Annotated in this window: 11 protein-coding genes; 8 read left to right on the plus strand and 3 right to left on the minus strand. The window is 44.9% G+C overall.

The window, feature by feature from the left end; translation table 11 throughout:
* Positions 1–59: 59 nt before the first annotated feature.
* Complete coding sequence (locus tag R7Z50_RS04865) at positions 60–425, minus strand: PepSY domain-containing protein (RefSeq protein ID WP_372036143.1); 366 nt, start codon at positions 423–425, stop codon at positions 60–62.
* Positions 426–580: 155 nt separating this feature from the next.
* Positions 581–2,332: a DEAD/DEAH box helicase gene (locus tag R7Z50_RS04870; protein ID WP_021707635.1), complete on the minus strand. Its 1,752-nt coding sequence runs from the start codon at positions 2,330–2,332 to the stop codon at positions 581–583.
* Positions 2,333–2,453: 121 nt separating this feature from the next.
* Here R7Z50_RS04870 and rsuA point away from each other — a divergent pair, with 121 nt between their 5' ends.
* The 3 genes from rsuA (at position 2,454) to R7Z50_RS04885 (ending at position 5,456) form a co-directional block, all read left to right on the plus strand.
* Positions 2,454–3,155 carry a 16S rRNA pseudouridine(516) synthase RsuA gene (gene rsuA / locus R7Z50_RS04875; RefSeq protein WP_206969800.1) on the plus strand — a complete coding sequence of 234 codons (702 nt, stop codon included), beginning with the start codon at positions 2,454–2,456 and terminating at the stop codon, positions 3,153–3,155.
* A gap of 436 nt (positions 3,156–3,591) precedes the next feature.
* Complete coding sequence (locus tag R7Z50_RS04880) at positions 3,592–4,794, plus strand: Bcr/CflA family multidrug efflux MFS transporter (RefSeq protein ID WP_017820848.1); 1,203 nt, start codon at positions 3,592–3,594, stop codon at positions 4,792–4,794.
* A complete protein-coding gene (locus tag R7Z50_RS04885; RefSeq protein WP_017820847.1) occupies positions 4,794–5,456 on the plus strand; it encodes a DUF2913 family protein in 663 nt (220 codons plus the stop codon). The genes R7Z50_RS04880 and R7Z50_RS04885 overlap by 1 nt, the downstream gene beginning before the upstream one ends.
* Positions 5,457–5,486: 30 nt before the next feature.
* Here the strand turns inward: R7Z50_RS04885 and R7Z50_RS04890 are convergent, their stop codons facing one another.
* Positions 5,487–6,938, minus strand: coding sequence for a DUF2867 domain-containing protein (locus R7Z50_RS04890; RefSeq protein ID WP_065274393.1), 1,452 nt, complete (start codon positions 6,936–6,938; stop codon positions 5,487–5,489).
* 94 nt (positions 6,939–7,032) lie between these two features.
* Here R7Z50_RS04890 and R7Z50_RS04895 point away from each other — a divergent pair, with 94 nt between their 5' ends.
* The 5 genes from R7Z50_RS04895 to nhaA all read left to right on the plus strand — a co-directional run bounded on the left by R7Z50_RS04895 (position 7,033) and on the right by nhaA (position 14,308).
* Positions 7,033–8,409 (plus strand): MATE family efflux transporter, encoded by a 1,377-nt coding sequence (locus R7Z50_RS04895; RefSeq protein WP_172563313.1) that lies wholly within the window; start codon positions 7,033–7,035, stop codon positions 8,407–8,409.
* A gap of 187 nt (positions 8,410–8,596) precedes the next feature.
* On the plus strand, positions 8,597–9,268 hold the full coding sequence (locus R7Z50_RS04900; RefSeq protein ID WP_005378040.1) for an ABC transporter ATP-binding protein: 672 nt from the start codon (positions 8,597–8,599) through the stop codon (positions 9,266–9,268).
* Positions 9,249–11,702: an ABC transporter permease gene (locus tag R7Z50_RS04905; protein WP_318148921.1), complete on the plus strand. Its 2,454-nt coding sequence runs from the start codon at positions 9,249–9,251 to the stop codon at positions 11,700–11,702. The genes R7Z50_RS04900 and R7Z50_RS04905 overlap by 20 nt, the downstream gene beginning before the upstream one ends.
* A complete protein-coding gene (locus R7Z50_RS04910; protein WP_042521997.1) occupies positions 11,702–12,826 on the plus strand; it encodes a lipocalin-like domain-containing protein in 1,125 nt (374 codons plus the stop codon). Before R7Z50_RS04905 ends, R7Z50_RS04910 begins: the two co-directional genes overlap by 1 nt.
* Before the next feature lie 330 nt (positions 12,827–13,156).
* Positions 13,157–14,308, plus strand: a complete 1,152-nt coding sequence (nhaA, locus tag R7Z50_RS04915; protein ID WP_005378034.1) for a Na+/H+ antiporter NhaA — start codon at positions 13,157–13,159, stop codon at positions 14,306–14,308.
* The last annotated feature ends 649 nt before the right edge of the window (positions 14,309–14,957 follow it).

Genomic DNA, 14,957 nt, shown 5'->3' on the forward strand with positions numbered 1-14,957 from the left:
TGTTTGGATTTTTATCGAAGTAAGTTACGCATCGTGTCTGGATTACGCATTAGACAAGTTTAGTTGTTTTGCGGCTTTAACGCTTTGTTAAAGCTGCGACCTTTGATCTCAAGCATTTCCAGCGTGGCGGCGTCGTACTCAACTTTCAGGACGCTATTGTTGTACAGAATTTTCAATTCATACACCCAAGCATCATCATCTTCTTCAAGCTCGACCTTGATGATGCGGCCGTATAAGTCGTTTTCTACTGCGGCGTAAAGTTCCGAAAATGGTCGTATATATCCTTGTTGAACCGCGCGATAGACCTCATCTTGATCTTCATCGAATTCGATGCGTGTTCCTGGCTTTTCGACATCTTGCACGATGGCGTGGCCATTTTGTGATGTGTACTCGTTGTCATGCTTGGCAAAACTTGGTGCACACATGAATGTCGCAATAAGGCCGAAAAGTAACGCAGAATGTAGAGAAGTCGTTGCTTTATACATAGTCAAACCTTTTCTGGAGCGTTAGCCGCAGTATATCGGATATAGATGAACAGAGAGTGAATCAGCTAATTAAGTTTTGCCATGTGTTGTGGATGTTATTTCAACTCATCTTCAAAAATTTTATCTCGCAGCTTCCAAAAGCGACCAGATTTTCTAGCAATAACAAACTGAGGCAAACGGAAACGATGTTGATTAGCGACAACGCGTGTCGGTGAAGCCTCTTCAAAAGGGCGATGCTTGTCTGCTAAGTGGGGGCGTACGAACTGATCTTTAAACGTTTGTTTTTGTTTTTTGGTACTCAATGACCAAAACTCATGAACTAACGCATTGCCTTCGCCTTGGTATGGTTCACCAGAATACGTCACCTTTAGCTGAGATTTACCATCACTGGACTTAAATACAGATAGGTCCATTTCTGTGCATTCAAAGATTAATGCATCTTTGAGATTAAGGGCTTCTTTTAGCTTTTTATCTGGGTCTACGAGCGTCGCATCACACTCATGACAAATTCGTGCAGCGATATCGTTGTCCGCACCACATTCACCGCAGTATTTGGCACGAAAACGGTAGCCACAGTGTTCACGTTCGCCTGTGTCTTCATCTTCAAAGTAACCTTGGCAACGTCTGCCAAAATGTTCAACCAAGAAACCGTTACTATCCAACTTACCCCAGAAGTTGTTATTGAATCCGCAAGCCGGGCAAGGAATCGTGATAATTTCACTGTCAGAGTCTGGTTTGGGATCACCGACTTCAGGTTGGTATAAATCGTAGCTGTTGCCTGCGTAATCAAGCACTAAACATTCTGATTTTCCGTCTGATAAGCGTAATCCTCGTCCTACTATCTGTTGGTACAGACTGACTGACTCTGTTGGTCGCAAAATCGCGATTAAATCGACATGCGGCGCATCAAACCCGGTTGTCAGTACCGAAACATTGACTAAGTATTTTATTTGACGATTCTTGAACGCTTGGATGATCGCATCGCGCTCCGGCGTAGGTGTATCACCAATGACGATTTCAGTTTCGCCTTCTGGCAATAAACTGTGTATCTCCTGTGCGTGTCGAACAGTTGCAGCGAAGATCATGACACCTTGACGCTCTTTCGCATATTGCATGATTTGCTCAACAATTTGTGGAGTCGCACGTTTGGCTTTATCGATCACCATGTCCATTTCTGCTTCTTTGTAGCGTCCGGTGTTAGCGGGCTTCAGCTGAGAGAAGTCGTAAGACAAAACGGGCGCATCCATCATGCGGGCTGGAGTGAGGAAGTTTTCGTCGAGCAAGTAACGGATCGGCAGTTCGAAAATACAATCGCGGAAGAATCGAGGCTCTTCGGTTCGCACTTGACCTCGGGTGTGATACTGATAAATCCAGCCCATTCCTAAACGATAGGGCGTTGCAGTTAGTCCTAGCACCTTAATGCCAGGGTTCAGTTCTCGTAAGTGAGTAATAACTTTTTGGTAGCTGCTGTTTTTGTCATCTGGCACACGATGGCACTCATCAATAACGAGCAGAGAAAACTGGTTTTTGAACGAATCTAAGTTACGTACGACCGATTGAACCGAAGCAAACACGACTTGCTGGTCAGTTTCTTTTCGTCCCAATCCTGCTGAGAAGATGGAACCTTTTAAACCATAACCTTCATACTTTGCGTGGTTTTGCTCGACCAGTTCTTTTACGTGGGCGAGGACTAACACTCGTCCTTTCGCAAGGCGAGCAAGTTCTGCGATCACCAAGCTTTTTCCTGCACCGGTTGGCAGCACGATCACTGCTGGTGTCGAGTGTTTACGAAAGTAATGAATAACGGCTTTAACCGAGTCGGCTTGATAAGGACGAAGTGTGTACATGAAAATATGTGAAATTGCTCAACTATTCGAACGAGGAACGCTATAATACCTGACTTTTATACCCAAGTGACCTTTAAACCAAGATTTAGAGATCACTTGGGTATAATTCAATGAGGTATTCATGCGTTTAGATAAATATTTGTGTGACGCTCTGGGTGCAACACGCAAACAGGCAACAAAGATCATCAAAAGTGGAGACATCACCGTAGACAGTGAGGTTCAAAAAAGTGGTGCATTTAAAGTACCTGAAGGTGCGGAAGTGATGTGGGAAGACCGTGTTATTGGTGCTCCTGGTCCTCGTTACATTATGTTGTATAAGCCTGCTGACTTTGTTTGTTCACATGAAGATGGCTACAACCAAACTGCATTCGCATTGCTTGATGAGCCTAAAATTGAAAACCTTCACTTTGCGGGCCGATTAGATGTCGACACAACTGGTTTAGTGTTGATTACGGATGATGGTAAGTGGTCTCACCGTATTACCTCACCTAAGCATAAGTGTGAGAAAACGTACCGTGTTTGGCTCGTCGATGCTATTCAGCCAGATTACGCGGAAAAGCTCGAACAAGGCATCATTTTGCGCAATGAATCAGAAGCAACATTGCCCGCTCGTTTGGAAATCGTGAACGAGGCCGAGAATGAAGTATTGTTAACTATCGTGGAAGGTAAGTATCACCAAGTGAAACGTATGTTCGCGGCGTTAGGAAATAAAGTTGAGTACTTACATCGTGAGCGTATTGGTTCTATCGAACTTGATGAGGCACTAGAACCAGGTGATTATCGCCACCTCACGCAAGAAGAAATTGATTCTATTTGGAATTAATTGTCGGCATGGGAAATTCTTTAGTTCCTAATAGGAACTAGTCTTTTGGTAGGAATTGGCTCAAAATAAATTTTCCTACCAAAATTAGTGCCTAGACAATTCCGGTGTGCTTACTCATCTCAGTGATATGCCTTTGCATTTAGCTGATGCATGCATACTCTTATTGCAAAGCCTTCGGCTACGGTGAATGGAATGATGGTGTCAACGCCATCATTTTTACTGCATTGTGTTTGTTTCCCATAAACACATTTCGCTTTCACATGCTTTTCTATGTCGAGTTCGTCAAGGTCACACCTTGGTACATATTTGCCCTTATGATTCTCGAACGTTGGATAGAACAGGTTTTTGGCTTCTACATTCAGCGATATGAGAACTTCCGTTATTTTCACTTTGTTCTGCAAGTATTGACGGTAGGGCTCCAACAAGAGGTAAAAGAATGACAGAAAAAGCTCAAAGTGCTCCGCAATCCCAAATCAGTTTTCTATTGTTTCTGGTACTAGGAGCGATTGGTGCTTTGACGCCTTTGGCGATCGATATGTATTTGCCTGCGATGCCAACAATTGCGAAAGATTTGGGGGTCGCGCCTGGCGCGGTTCAGATTACGTTGACGGCTTATACCGCGGGTTTTGCGATCGGCCAGTTAATTCACGGGCCGCTTGCCGATAGCTTTGGTCGCAGACCTGTGTTGATTTTAGGCGTACTTTTCTTCGGCTTGGCTGCTGTTGTGAGTGCGACAACAAATGGCATTGATGCGCTGACCTATGTACGTACGGCACAAGGTTTTGCTGGCGCGGCAGCGGCGGTCATTATCCAAGCTGTCGTGCGTGACATGTTTGACCGTGAAGACTTTGCACGCGCAATGTCCTTCGTTACTCTGGTCATTACTATTGCGCCGTTGGTGGCACCGATGATCGGTGGCCATCTCGCGATTTGGTTTGGTTGGCGTTCCATTTTTTGGGTACTAGCTATTTTCGCTGTAGTTGTGATTTTTCTCGTACTTTGGAAAATCCCTGAAACGTTACAGCCTGAAAATCGTCAGCCTCTTCGTTTCCGCACGACGCTGAGAAACTACGCCAGATTATGCTCCAATCCTGAAGCGATCGGTTTGATGCTCTCAGGTGCGTTTTCATTTTCCGGAATGTTTGCATTTTTGACGGCGGGTTCTTTTGTTTATATTGATTTATATGGTGTTCGACCAGACCACTTTGGTTACCTATTTGGTTTGAACATTGTGGCGATGATCATCATGACCAGTATTAATGGTCGCTTGGTGAAGAAAGTTGGTTCCCATGCCATGCTTCGTTTTGGGTTGTTCGTGCAACTTTTGGCGGGGATTGGTTTATTCGTAAGTTGGTTAATGGACTTCGGATTATGGGGCATTGTACCTTTTGTTGTGCTGTTTATCGGTACATTGTCGACGATAGGTAGTAACGCGATGGCGCTGCTTTTAAGTGGTTACCCATCAATGGCGGGTACGGCGTCGTCTCTAGCGGGGACATTAAGATTCGGTATCGGTTCATTGGTTGGTGCGCTGGTGGCATCACTGCCCGGGAATGTTGCTTGGCCGATGATCATCGTAATGTTTGCTTGTTCTGTGCTTTCAGCACTGTTTTATTGGACTTTAGGAAGAAAGGCGTAATGTCGAATTACACCAAAGAAATTCAAAACTTGGTTAACTCAGCACTTGAAGAGTTAGATCAAGAGCATCGCTCAGGTAAGTTAGCCAATGCCCCTGTTGCGAATAACCATTATTTAGTGCGTTGGGTAACAAAGGCGCTAAAATCACAACGTTTCGGACGTACGGTAGGCGATGACTTAACGCGTTGGCAAAAAGCAGGTCGCTCAAAGGGGAACGATGCTGGTTTGTTGTTTATCTTTAAACGTATTTCTTCTTTTTATGCGCAATTCTTCCCTGAAGGTGAAGACTCCAAAGTGTTCAAAGATTCAGATATTGAGTCTTTTCTTGATTTGATGGAGCAAGCAGGCTGGGAAGTCTCAACATCTGAGCAACTGATTGGGTGCGGCAAAGTACAAATCTTCACTGAAGGTCAAAACTCTTTAGCGTTATGTGCAGACCAATGCGAAAGCTGTTTTGATGGCGAGTTGCTCGTAAAGCCAATGAGTTGGTTTGTGCGTGGCAATCATGCTGAGTTTGTTGAGAAAGCAGCGCAAGCGGGCTTTATGGTTCATAAGGTAACAGACTACAAATCGATGGTGAAATACCATGGCGAGTACCTTATTTTTCCAGCAAACGAAGGCAACCAGTTAGCCGAAATTCCACTCTCGTTCAAAGCTGACTAAAGTGACATTTTGAGTGTTTAGAAGCCCCTGTTATTGGGGCTTTTTGTTTTCTAAACGGTTTGCTTCTTTCGCGATGGCTTTGACCATGCCTTTAAATATGAAAAGATGGGCTGGCATCATTGCAAACCAATAAAGCAGCCCAAGAAACCCTTGCGGGTGCCACCAGGCGGTAATATCCAGCTCTCGTTCGTCACCGAGATCTTTGATGGTAATTTCTAAACGCCCAAGGCCTGGGCCTTTCATACCAAAAAACAGTGAAAGAAACTGATTATTATCGCAGCGAATCACTTTCCAAGAGTCAATAAAATCACCGACTTTAAGCTCTGGTCCAGGAGGAGAAACGCGAATCGGTTTTCCGCCACCAAAAAAGATATCGAGCCATTCACGTGTACGCCACAAGATGTTGGCAAAGTAATAGCCTTTTTCGCGACTCCCGATCTTTTGCGCCACTTTCCATAATGCCGCAGCGGAGGCATGAGTTTTAATGCTCGCTCCAGCTTGTTTTGGGTAATAGCCATATCCTGGTTGCCATCGACGAAGCGCTGCGGGTTCAAACCCCCAGACATTACTGCGTACAAATGTGCCTTCATCTTGAATGGTATCAGTTACCGCTTGCTCGTAGCTGATCAGCGTTTGAGGAAATCGTTCTTCAATCGCTTTGGAGTTTGCAATGTAGTCGTGCTCTAAGCCCGCAAGTAATGCTTTACCGATACTAGTTGGCACTGAGGTAACTAAACCTAGCCAGTACGATGCCATTTTCGGAGTAAGTAGCGGGGTCGACCACAGTCGATACGGCTTGTTCGTGATTCGGCAAATGACTTTGAACTGTTCGCGGTAGCTAAGTGTATCTGGCCCACCAACTTCATAAATTTGACTTTCTTCTGGAGAGGGGGCTTCTGCTAACTTCAACAAATAGTGGTTGAGATTGGGCAAGGCAATAGGGTTCGCTTTTGAGTCGACCCATTTAGGCGCGATCAAAATAGGTAAGTTGTAGACAAAGTCACGCATGATTTCGAAAGCAGCAGAGCCGGGGCCGATGATAACGCCTGCACGCAATTCAGTTACTGGAATACCAGACTGTCGAATTATTTTTCCCGTGGCTTTACGAGCGGCTAAATGGCGAGAGTTTCCGGTTTGAGGTTGAATAGCGCTCAAATAGATAACATGCTCGACGGAGCTTTGTTCCAACGCATATTTGAAGTTCAAAGCAAGGTTTAGTTCGTACTCAACAAAGTCATCACCTTGAGCCATCCCGTGCACGAGAAAAAAGACTAAATCAAAATCGTTCACTACAGCCTTCGTGGTCTCTGCGTCAGCCAAGTCGAGATACCTTAACGTTAAATTAGGGTGAGGCTGAGTTCTTGACTCTAAATAATCAATATGTCGCGCCGCTGCTGTGACGGCGTAACCTTTATCTAAAAGTAACGGAAGAAGTTGAGAGCCAATGTAACCCGAGGCGCCTAGCACCAACACCTTTTTCATTATCTGTCCTTTTATCGTTGGTGGAATAAACACCACAGAGTATAATCATGAGACACTTTCCCCATTCTATCAATAAGTTGTCGTTGGAGCGCTTGTGACTTTTCTTTCTCAACTCTCAATACACGCAGATAAAGCATTCTTACGTCGTTTATTTGCAATCGCGTTACCAATTACACTGCAAAGCATGATGTTTTCTAGCAGAAGCCTCGTCGATGTTCTTATGCTTGGTCAACTTGGTGAAGCTGAAATTGCCGCTGTTGGAGTTGCTGCGCGCGCGACTTTCGTCACCACCATCATGTTAGTTGGGGTGACAACGGGCGGTGCGTTGTTAACCGCTCAATATTGGGGGGCTGGCGATAAAGTTGGGGTGCGTCGCAGTACCGCTTTAACATGGATGATCGCAATGATGTTTGCTGCGATTGCTGTTGCTTTGTTTGTTGTTTTTCCACAACTCATCATGAGCTTGACTACCGATTCACAAGAAGTGATTGAGCTAGGGGCCAGCTATCTCATTATTTCGTCGGTTAGCATGTTTGCTGTTGCATGTGTGGCCAGTATGTCGGTGGGCCTAAGGGCGATGCACCAACCAGGCCTAAGCACTTTTTTTAGTGGTATAGGCATTTTATCTAATGTGTTTCTTAACTGGGTTTTAATTTTTGGTCAATTAGGCTTTCCTGCTCTGGGTATTACGGGAGCAGCGATCGCAACGGTAATCAGTGGCGCGATCGAAGTAGGTTGCTTGTTTGGTTATCTATGGTTGAAAAAGCACATAATCGCATTTGGTTGGGATGATATACGCGCAGGATTGGTCTTAGATAAAATTACGCGTTTCTTGAGCCTCTCTTTGCCCACCACATTTAACTTCTTGGCGTGGGCTGGTGGGCTGTTTGCTTATCACGCCATCATGGGGCAAGCAGGTGTACAAGGTTTGGCGGCACTTTCCGTAATGACACCTGTTGAGTCGATCGCATTGGCGATGATGATTGGTTTATCGAATGCGGCTGCAGTTCTAGTCGGGAACCAGCTCGGCGCTCGTAATTTTGAACCCGTTTATTATCAAGCATGGGCTACGGTCATTTTGAATGTGCTTATCGCATTTGTGGTCGCCGTCTTGTTGATAGTGTCAAATCAATGGATCCTTAATGCGTTTAGTGCACTGACAACGGACACTCGCGAGCTAGCTGAACAGTTTATGGTGATTCTAGCGTTGGGTGTCGTGCTACGCTCGGTGCCGATGATGGCTATTGTTGGTGTATTACGTGCGGGCGGTGATGTTAAGTTTTGTTTGTATCAAGACATCTTGGCGCAGTGGGTGATCGGGATTCCACTCGCAGCATTTGCAGCGATTTATCTCAATTGGGACCCACAATGGGTTTACTTACTCTTTTTGACAGAAGAAGTTGTGAAGTGGGTGATTTGCTTGCCAAGAATGGTTAGCCGAAAATGGATGAAAAACCTGATTGGCCAGTAAGGAGGAACAGAGTTTATTTTGGCTGCAAAAATCTGCTCAAAACGTCAACAAAATTAGCAACAGAAAGTGAATCGAGTTGCATTTGTACTTCCATAGTGTGATCAAGCATTCAAAATACTTTCTACTAACAGGATTTTAGTGTAGATTCTGATCCCAATTTTTAAACACCATCCGAGCGGCATAATCAATGTTAAAACTGTCAGACCTATGTAAAGGCTATGTAGACGGGGGAGAGTTTCACCCTGTATTACAAGGGGCAGAATTAACATTGCAGCAAGGCGACCAAGTTGCTCTGATGGGAGAAAGTGGTTCGGGTAAAAGTACTCTGCTGAATTTAATCGCCGGATTAGATACTGCCGACTCTGGTGAAGTGCAGTTTCCAAATTTTGCTATGCATGAAGCACCGGAGCATTTAAGAACCCTTTATCGCCGTAACAATATTGGGAATATCTTCCAACAATTCAACCTGCTTCCTACACTTAATATTGCCGACAATATTCGTTTTTGTCGTCAGTTAAAAGGTCTGCCGGAAGATAAAGAGTTGTGGCGTCAAATTCTTTCTGCTTTGGACTTAATGCCATTGCTAGGACGTTATCCGGAAGAGGCGTCTGGTGGTCAGCAACAACGTGCGGCGATTGCTCGTGCACTCTATATGGAGCCAAAAATCCTGCTTGCTGATGAGCCAACTGGTAGCCTAGACGAGCGAAACGCAGAAGCAGTAATGCGCTTACTAACGAGCCTCGCTCGCCAACTGGAGTGTACTTTGCTGTTAGTGACGCACAGTGAAAAAGTGGCCGCCCATATGGAAGGAAAGATTCGACTTCAAGGAGGGCAGCTACATGTTATGGCCCGTAGTTAAGGCACTACTCGGTCATTACCGTCGTTACCCTCTACAAATTATTCTTGTCTGGCTGGGATTAACTTTAGGCGTGTCCCTCCTTGTTGGTGTTACTTCTATCAACCAGCATGCAAAACAAAGTTATGCCACTGGTGAAAAGCTTTTCTCCAATCCTTTGCCGTACCGAATCCGAACGAAGCACTCTGCCAATAAAATTCCTCAAGGTTTCTATATTCAGTTACGTCGAGCTGGGTTTAACCAATGTGCACCGTTTGACGTGCTTCATCTAGATGCCAAGACCGATATGAGCCTGATGTTGGTGGGGATTGATCCTGTCGCGATGATCCCACTACAACAAGGAAAATCGCTAGGTGAGATGCCTGTTTTATCTCTAATGAAGCCCCCTTATCCTATTCTCGTTAGTCAAGATTTAGCCGCTTACATGAGTTGGCAGGATGGGGACTTCATTGAGATGAATGACGGAAGCCGTCTTGGGCCTATTCAAGTAGATAAGGACAAGATGCTTTCGGGTACTCGGTTGGTTACTGATATATCGTTGTTGCGTATGCTCAAGCGGAGCTCAGGTTTGTCTGCGATTTCTTGTGGCGAAATGCCAGAGGAAAAGCTGATAGCACTGAAAAACATGTTGCCAAACGGAATGACGCTTGTTAGGAATACGCGTACTGAGCTTGAGTCGCTAACTAACGCATTCCATATGAATCTCACCGCGATGGGAATGCTCTCGTTTTTGGTTGGGTTGTTTATTTTTTATCAAGCGATGTCTCTGTCTTTCATCCAGCGACAACGTTTGGTAGGTATTTTGAGACAGACTGGTGTTAACGGAACACAGTTAGCGCAAGCCTTATTGCTAGAGTTGTCTTTGCTCGTCTTTATTGCGTGGGCGTGTGGTAACTTTTTTGGCTTGATCTTAGCAAATGAACTTATCCCAGCAGTGTCTTCGAGCCTGAGTGATTTGTATGATGCCAACGTAGGCTTAACCATAGGATGGTCATGGCAATCTAGCTTATACAGTCTAATCATGGCAGCGATGGGTGCGTTGATATCGTGTCTGTGGCCATTAATCCGTTTGTTGAAGTCACAACCAATCCGCCTTTCTTCTCGACTGTCGCTAATGCGATTTGCTGGAAGAGAGTTCTCTTGGCAGGCGCTTGCGGCATGTGCGTTTTGTGTCGCTGCAATAGCGGTATATCAGGCGCCGAAAACACAAGAAACCGGCTTTGCTATTATTGCGCTGATGTTGGTTAGTGTGGCGTTGTTTATGCCATTTATTATGTGGCATATGTTCCAAAGTTTTTCTTATACCATGCGATGGGTTCGTGTCCGTTGGTTTTTTGCTGATGCAGCAGCGAGCATGAGCTATCGCGGTGTGGCTACGATGGCGTTTATGTTAGCGCTGGCGGCAAACATTGGTGTAGAAACGATGGTCGGAAGCTTTCGAGATACAACCGATAAGTGGCTAAATCAGCGATTAGCGGCTGATGTGTACATCTATCCGACCAACAATTCAGCCGCTAGGATGAGCGCATGGCTCCAGAATCAGCCAGAGGTGAACTCGGTTTGGTGGCGCTGGGAAAAAGATATGCCGACCGAGCATGGTGCTCTGCAAGTTGTGAGTACGGGCTCTTCTGAAGGTGAGTTAGACTCACTTACCGTCAAGTTAGGTGTCCCAAATTACTGGTATCAACTGCACGCTACCAAGAGCTTAATGGTCAGTGAGTCGATGGCCTTGAAGCTGGATATCCGCCCTGGCGATTTCATTAACTTGCAAGAACCGCTTGGTGGTGACTGGCAAGTCGTAGGCGTTTACTACGATTATGGAAACCCATATAGCCAGGTGATGATGTCGCACCGGAATTGGCTGTATGCATTTGCAGGTACGGGTAATGTTGGTCTTGGCGTAGTATTAAAAGATAACGTCAATGGAGAAGGGCTGAAAAATCGCTTAGAGAATGTATTCCGTCTCCCGCAAGATCGTGTGTTTGATAACGGTAATATTTATAGCCAAGCAATGAGAGTGTTTGATCATACCTTTGCGATAGCAGGAACCTTGGGCAATATCACGCTGATTATTGCAGTGTTTGGTTTATTCTTTGCGACGTTGGCAGGAGAACTTTCACGGCAGCGGCATTTTTCCTTATTAAGGTGCATGGGTGTGTCCGGAAAAGAACTTGTCGTATTAGGTGGTTTGCAGCTATTCGTCTTCGGAGCCATTTCTGCGATTATTGCAGTGCCGCTCGGCTTGGCGCTCGCACATTTGATCGTTGATATTATCATTAAGCAATCATTTGGCTGGTCTCTAGAGCTTCAAACGATTCCATGGGAGTATGCTCAAACCATTGCTTGGGCGATGCTTGCCATCATGGTTGCTGGCGCATTGCCAGTTATTAGAATGATCAAAAGTACACCGATGAAGTCATTAAGGGACGCGTTGTAATGAAAAAAATGGGCTCTAAAAAACGCTTGTTGGTTTCAACGCTCATTGTTGTTACGTTCGCTTTTCTGACTGGGGCTGCTTTTTACTCAACTTTTTGGTTAGAGGCGACAGCAACACGAGAAAGCGAACTTGATTCTATCTTAACGCGTGAAAATCAAACGATTTTCGAGCCTGTACTACCTAATGAGCATGTCTCTTTACCCTCAGACTTTCGCTTTCATCCCGAGTATCAGCATGAATGGTGGCACTACTTTGCGAAGCTAAAAGATGAGCAAGGCAAGATCTACAATGTTCAATGGAGCTATTTCAGGGTTGCGACGGACGAGCGAGAAACCAGCGGTTGGCAGAACCCTCAATTGTACATTTCACATGTTGTCGTCAGTCATGGCTCGCATGTATGGAAAGAGCAACGGGTAGCTAGAGGTGGGATAGGCCAAGCTGGTATGATCAATCGTCCTTTCAGGTTATGGATTGATAATTGGACTTGGCGATCACTCGGTGCGACGCCTTTCCCGGGCAACTTGAATGTGAATACTGATACGTTTGGACTTGAGCTCAATACCATGACAAGCGGCCCCTTTGTGGTGAATGGAGACAAAGGCTTCCAAGTTAAACATGCGTTGCAATCTGTTGCTTCTTTTAGCTTCAGTGCTCCATTTTTAAAAGTAAAAGGCAGCTTAAGCTTAAATGGTAAGCGATTCTCAGTGACGGGTTCTGCATGGGCGCAAAAAGAATGGGGCAGCGGCTTAATTGGTGAGGGGCAACAAGGCTGGGATTGGTTTGTTTTCAATTTAGATGATGGTCGAGCATTAACTGTTAGCCGTTATCGTCACCATGGGCAAACACCGCACGTATTTGGCACGTTGTCGACACGCTCAGGTAAAGTCATCAACCTCTCAGACGATGATATCAGTATTAAACCAATGCAAGTGACCAGTTTATCCAATGGAAGAAGGTTACCTTTGCAGTGGATTATCAATATTCCGAAGCATCAAATTAATTTGACTACCCGCATTATCAAGTCAGATATGTGGCTACCCTTTGTAATACCTTACTGGGAAGGGCCTACTTTAGCTTCCGGCTCCAATGAGGCTTGGGGCTTTATGCAGCTGACAGGCTATTGAGTTGTGAAGAAAACCACCCCCTACGGGTGGTTTTTTGGTGCGCGAAGCTTCCTAGCTTTTTCTCAAAAGTACGGGGTTATCATGATGGTACAAGCCGTGTTATGCTGATTTTCTCATCATCTTGATAAATATTTGGTGCGACAAGTACAAATACGATCTCCGATCAAAATTGAGTGTCATGTTGGAAAATACGATGTATAGTAAACTTAACATCGAAAAAACCGAAGTTTATACTCTGAAGAAGCGATTATTCTAAAGTTTTCGACAGCTATACACTCTTATCACTCTTTGTTAATCGTTTATTAAGATAATAAATATAAGGACGAAACCATGAACGATGTCATTCGTGACTTTTTCAAAATGGAATCAGCAGGTGGTATTCTTCTCGTAATTGCAGCGGCAATTGCGATGACCATTGCTAACTCACCGCTGGGCGAAACTTATCAATCTGTACTGCATACTTATGTATTCGGTATGTCAGTTTCTCACTGGATTAATGACGGCCTAATGGCTGTTTTCTTCTTACTTATTGGCCTTGAAGTGAAGCGAGAGCTACTTGAAGGAGCGCTAAAATCAAAAGAAACCGCAATTTTCCCTGCGATTGCAGCGGTTGGTGGTATGTTAGCCCCTGCTCTTATTTACGTTGCGTTTAATGCTAACGACCCAGAGGCGGTTTCTGGCTGGGCCATTCCAGCTGCGACGGATATTGCATTTGCTCTAGGTATCATGGCGCTACTAGGTAAGCGTGTACCAGTAAGCCTTAAAGTATTTTTGTTAGCTCTCGCTATCATCGACGATTTAGGCGTGGTTGTTATTATTGCACTGTTTTACACAGGTGATCTTTCTAGCATGGCGCTGCTTGTTGGCTTCATCATGACTGGTGTCCTGTTCATGTTGAATGCGAAGGAAGTGACGAAACTGACGCCATACATGATAGTCGGCGCGATCTTATGGTTTGCGGTACTTAAATCTGGTGTTCACGCAACACTTGCAGGCGTAGTGATCGGCTTTGCTATTCCTCTTAAGGGTAAACAGGGCGAACATTCCCCACTTAAGCACATGGAGCATGCACTTCATCCATACGTGGCATTTGGTATCTTACCTCTATTCGCATTTGCAAATGCGGGGATTTCGCTAGAAGGCGTATCGATGTCAGGCCTAACTTCAATGCTGCCATTAGGTATTGCTTTGGGGCTACTGGTTGGTAAGCCTCTAGGTATCTTCACCTTTAGTTGGGCTGCTGTAAAAATGGGTGTAGCTAAGCTACCGGAAGGCATTAACTTCAAGCATATCTTTGCGGTATCTGTGTTGTGTGGTATCGGTTTTACAATGTCTATATTCATTTCCTCTTTAGCGTTTGGAAATGTAAGCCCTGAGTTTGATACCTATGCTCGACTAGGTATCTTAATGGGCTCGACGACAGCCGCGTTACTTGGCTACGCGTTACTGCACTTTTCTTTGCCTAAGAAAGCGCAAGCGTAAGATACACACTGTTTAGTAAAGCCTCCCATTCGGGAGGCTTTTTTATGTCTGCAGATCGGCACATCAACCACTTCAGGCTGGTTACTTTTGTGACCAGCTAAGGTCTAGCTTATGGAGTTGGGGCAAATCATCGAAAGAGGCGCTTGGCAAATCTATAGGCGAAAAAAAGCCCAGCCGAAAATTTGACTGGGCGGATACAAACATAGGAGTTAATAAGAAAAAAGCAGCAACGTAACAATTAGATGGAAACAAGTTTGACGGCCAGTGAAACTTCAAATGCCCTAACTGTTACGTATATTCAGACCGAGCCTTTTCCAAACAGTTCCATTTTTTTTCAAAAAATTTCTACTTAATGCTTTCTAGCTTCTTACACACCCGAAAGTAATAGAAAAATCGAGATGGATTACCAACTTGGTGAAGTGACTAACTTCGGTGTTTCTCATTTTATATCCCCTAGAACCGAAGATGTATTTCATACTCTCGTCGCTTACTCCGAGCCGTCAAGGCTATTGTTAGCGTTTCAATTGCGATGGTCTGAGAAATTTGATCGTTTTCTTCTGACAAGCTTCACTGGAGTATTCGATTGAATTTCAAAAGATTAGATCACACCTTTTACTGTCTGGTCAGACCAATTGGTTAAAGTGTGATG

This window comes from Vibrio sp. 1249-1 (assembly GCF_033340495.1).

Coding starts and splice junctions, on each gene's coding strand:
- R7Z50_RS04870 (WP_021707635.1), bottom strand. CDS start 2,332: ATGTACACACTTCGTCCTTATCAAGCCGACTCGGTTAAAGCCGTTATT.
- R7Z50_RS04885 (WP_017820847.1), top strand. CDS start 4,794: ATGTCGAATTACACCAAAGAAATTCAAAACTTGGTTAACTCAGCACTT.
- rsuA (WP_206969800.1), top strand. CDS start 2,454: ATGCGTTTAGATAAATATTTGTGTGACGCTCTGGGTGCAACACGCAAA.
- R7Z50_RS04910 (WP_042521997.1), top strand. CDS start 11,702: ATGAAAAAAATGGGCTCTAAAAAACGCTTGTTGGTTTCAACGCTCATT.
- R7Z50_RS04905 (WP_318148921.1), top strand. CDS start 9,249: ATGTTATGGCCCGTAGTTAAGGCACTACTCGGTCATTACCGTCGTTAC.
- R7Z50_RS04900 (WP_005378040.1), top strand. CDS start 8,597: ATGTTAAAACTGTCAGACCTATGTAAAGGCTATGTAGACGGGGGAGAG.
- R7Z50_RS04865 (WP_372036143.1), bottom strand. CDS start 425: ATGTGTGCACCAAGTTTTGCCAAGCATGACAACGAGTACACATCACAA.
- R7Z50_RS04890 (WP_065274393.1), bottom strand. CDS start 6,938: ATGAAAAAGGTGTTGGTGCTAGGCGCCTCGGGTTACATTGGCTCTCAA.
- R7Z50_RS04880 (WP_017820848.1), top strand. CDS start 3,592: ATGACAGAAAAAGCTCAAAGTGCTCCGCAATCCCAAATCAGTTTTCTA.
- nhaA (WP_005378034.1), top strand. CDS start 13,157: ATGAACGATGTCATTCGTGACTTTTTCAAAATGGAATCAGCAGGTGGT.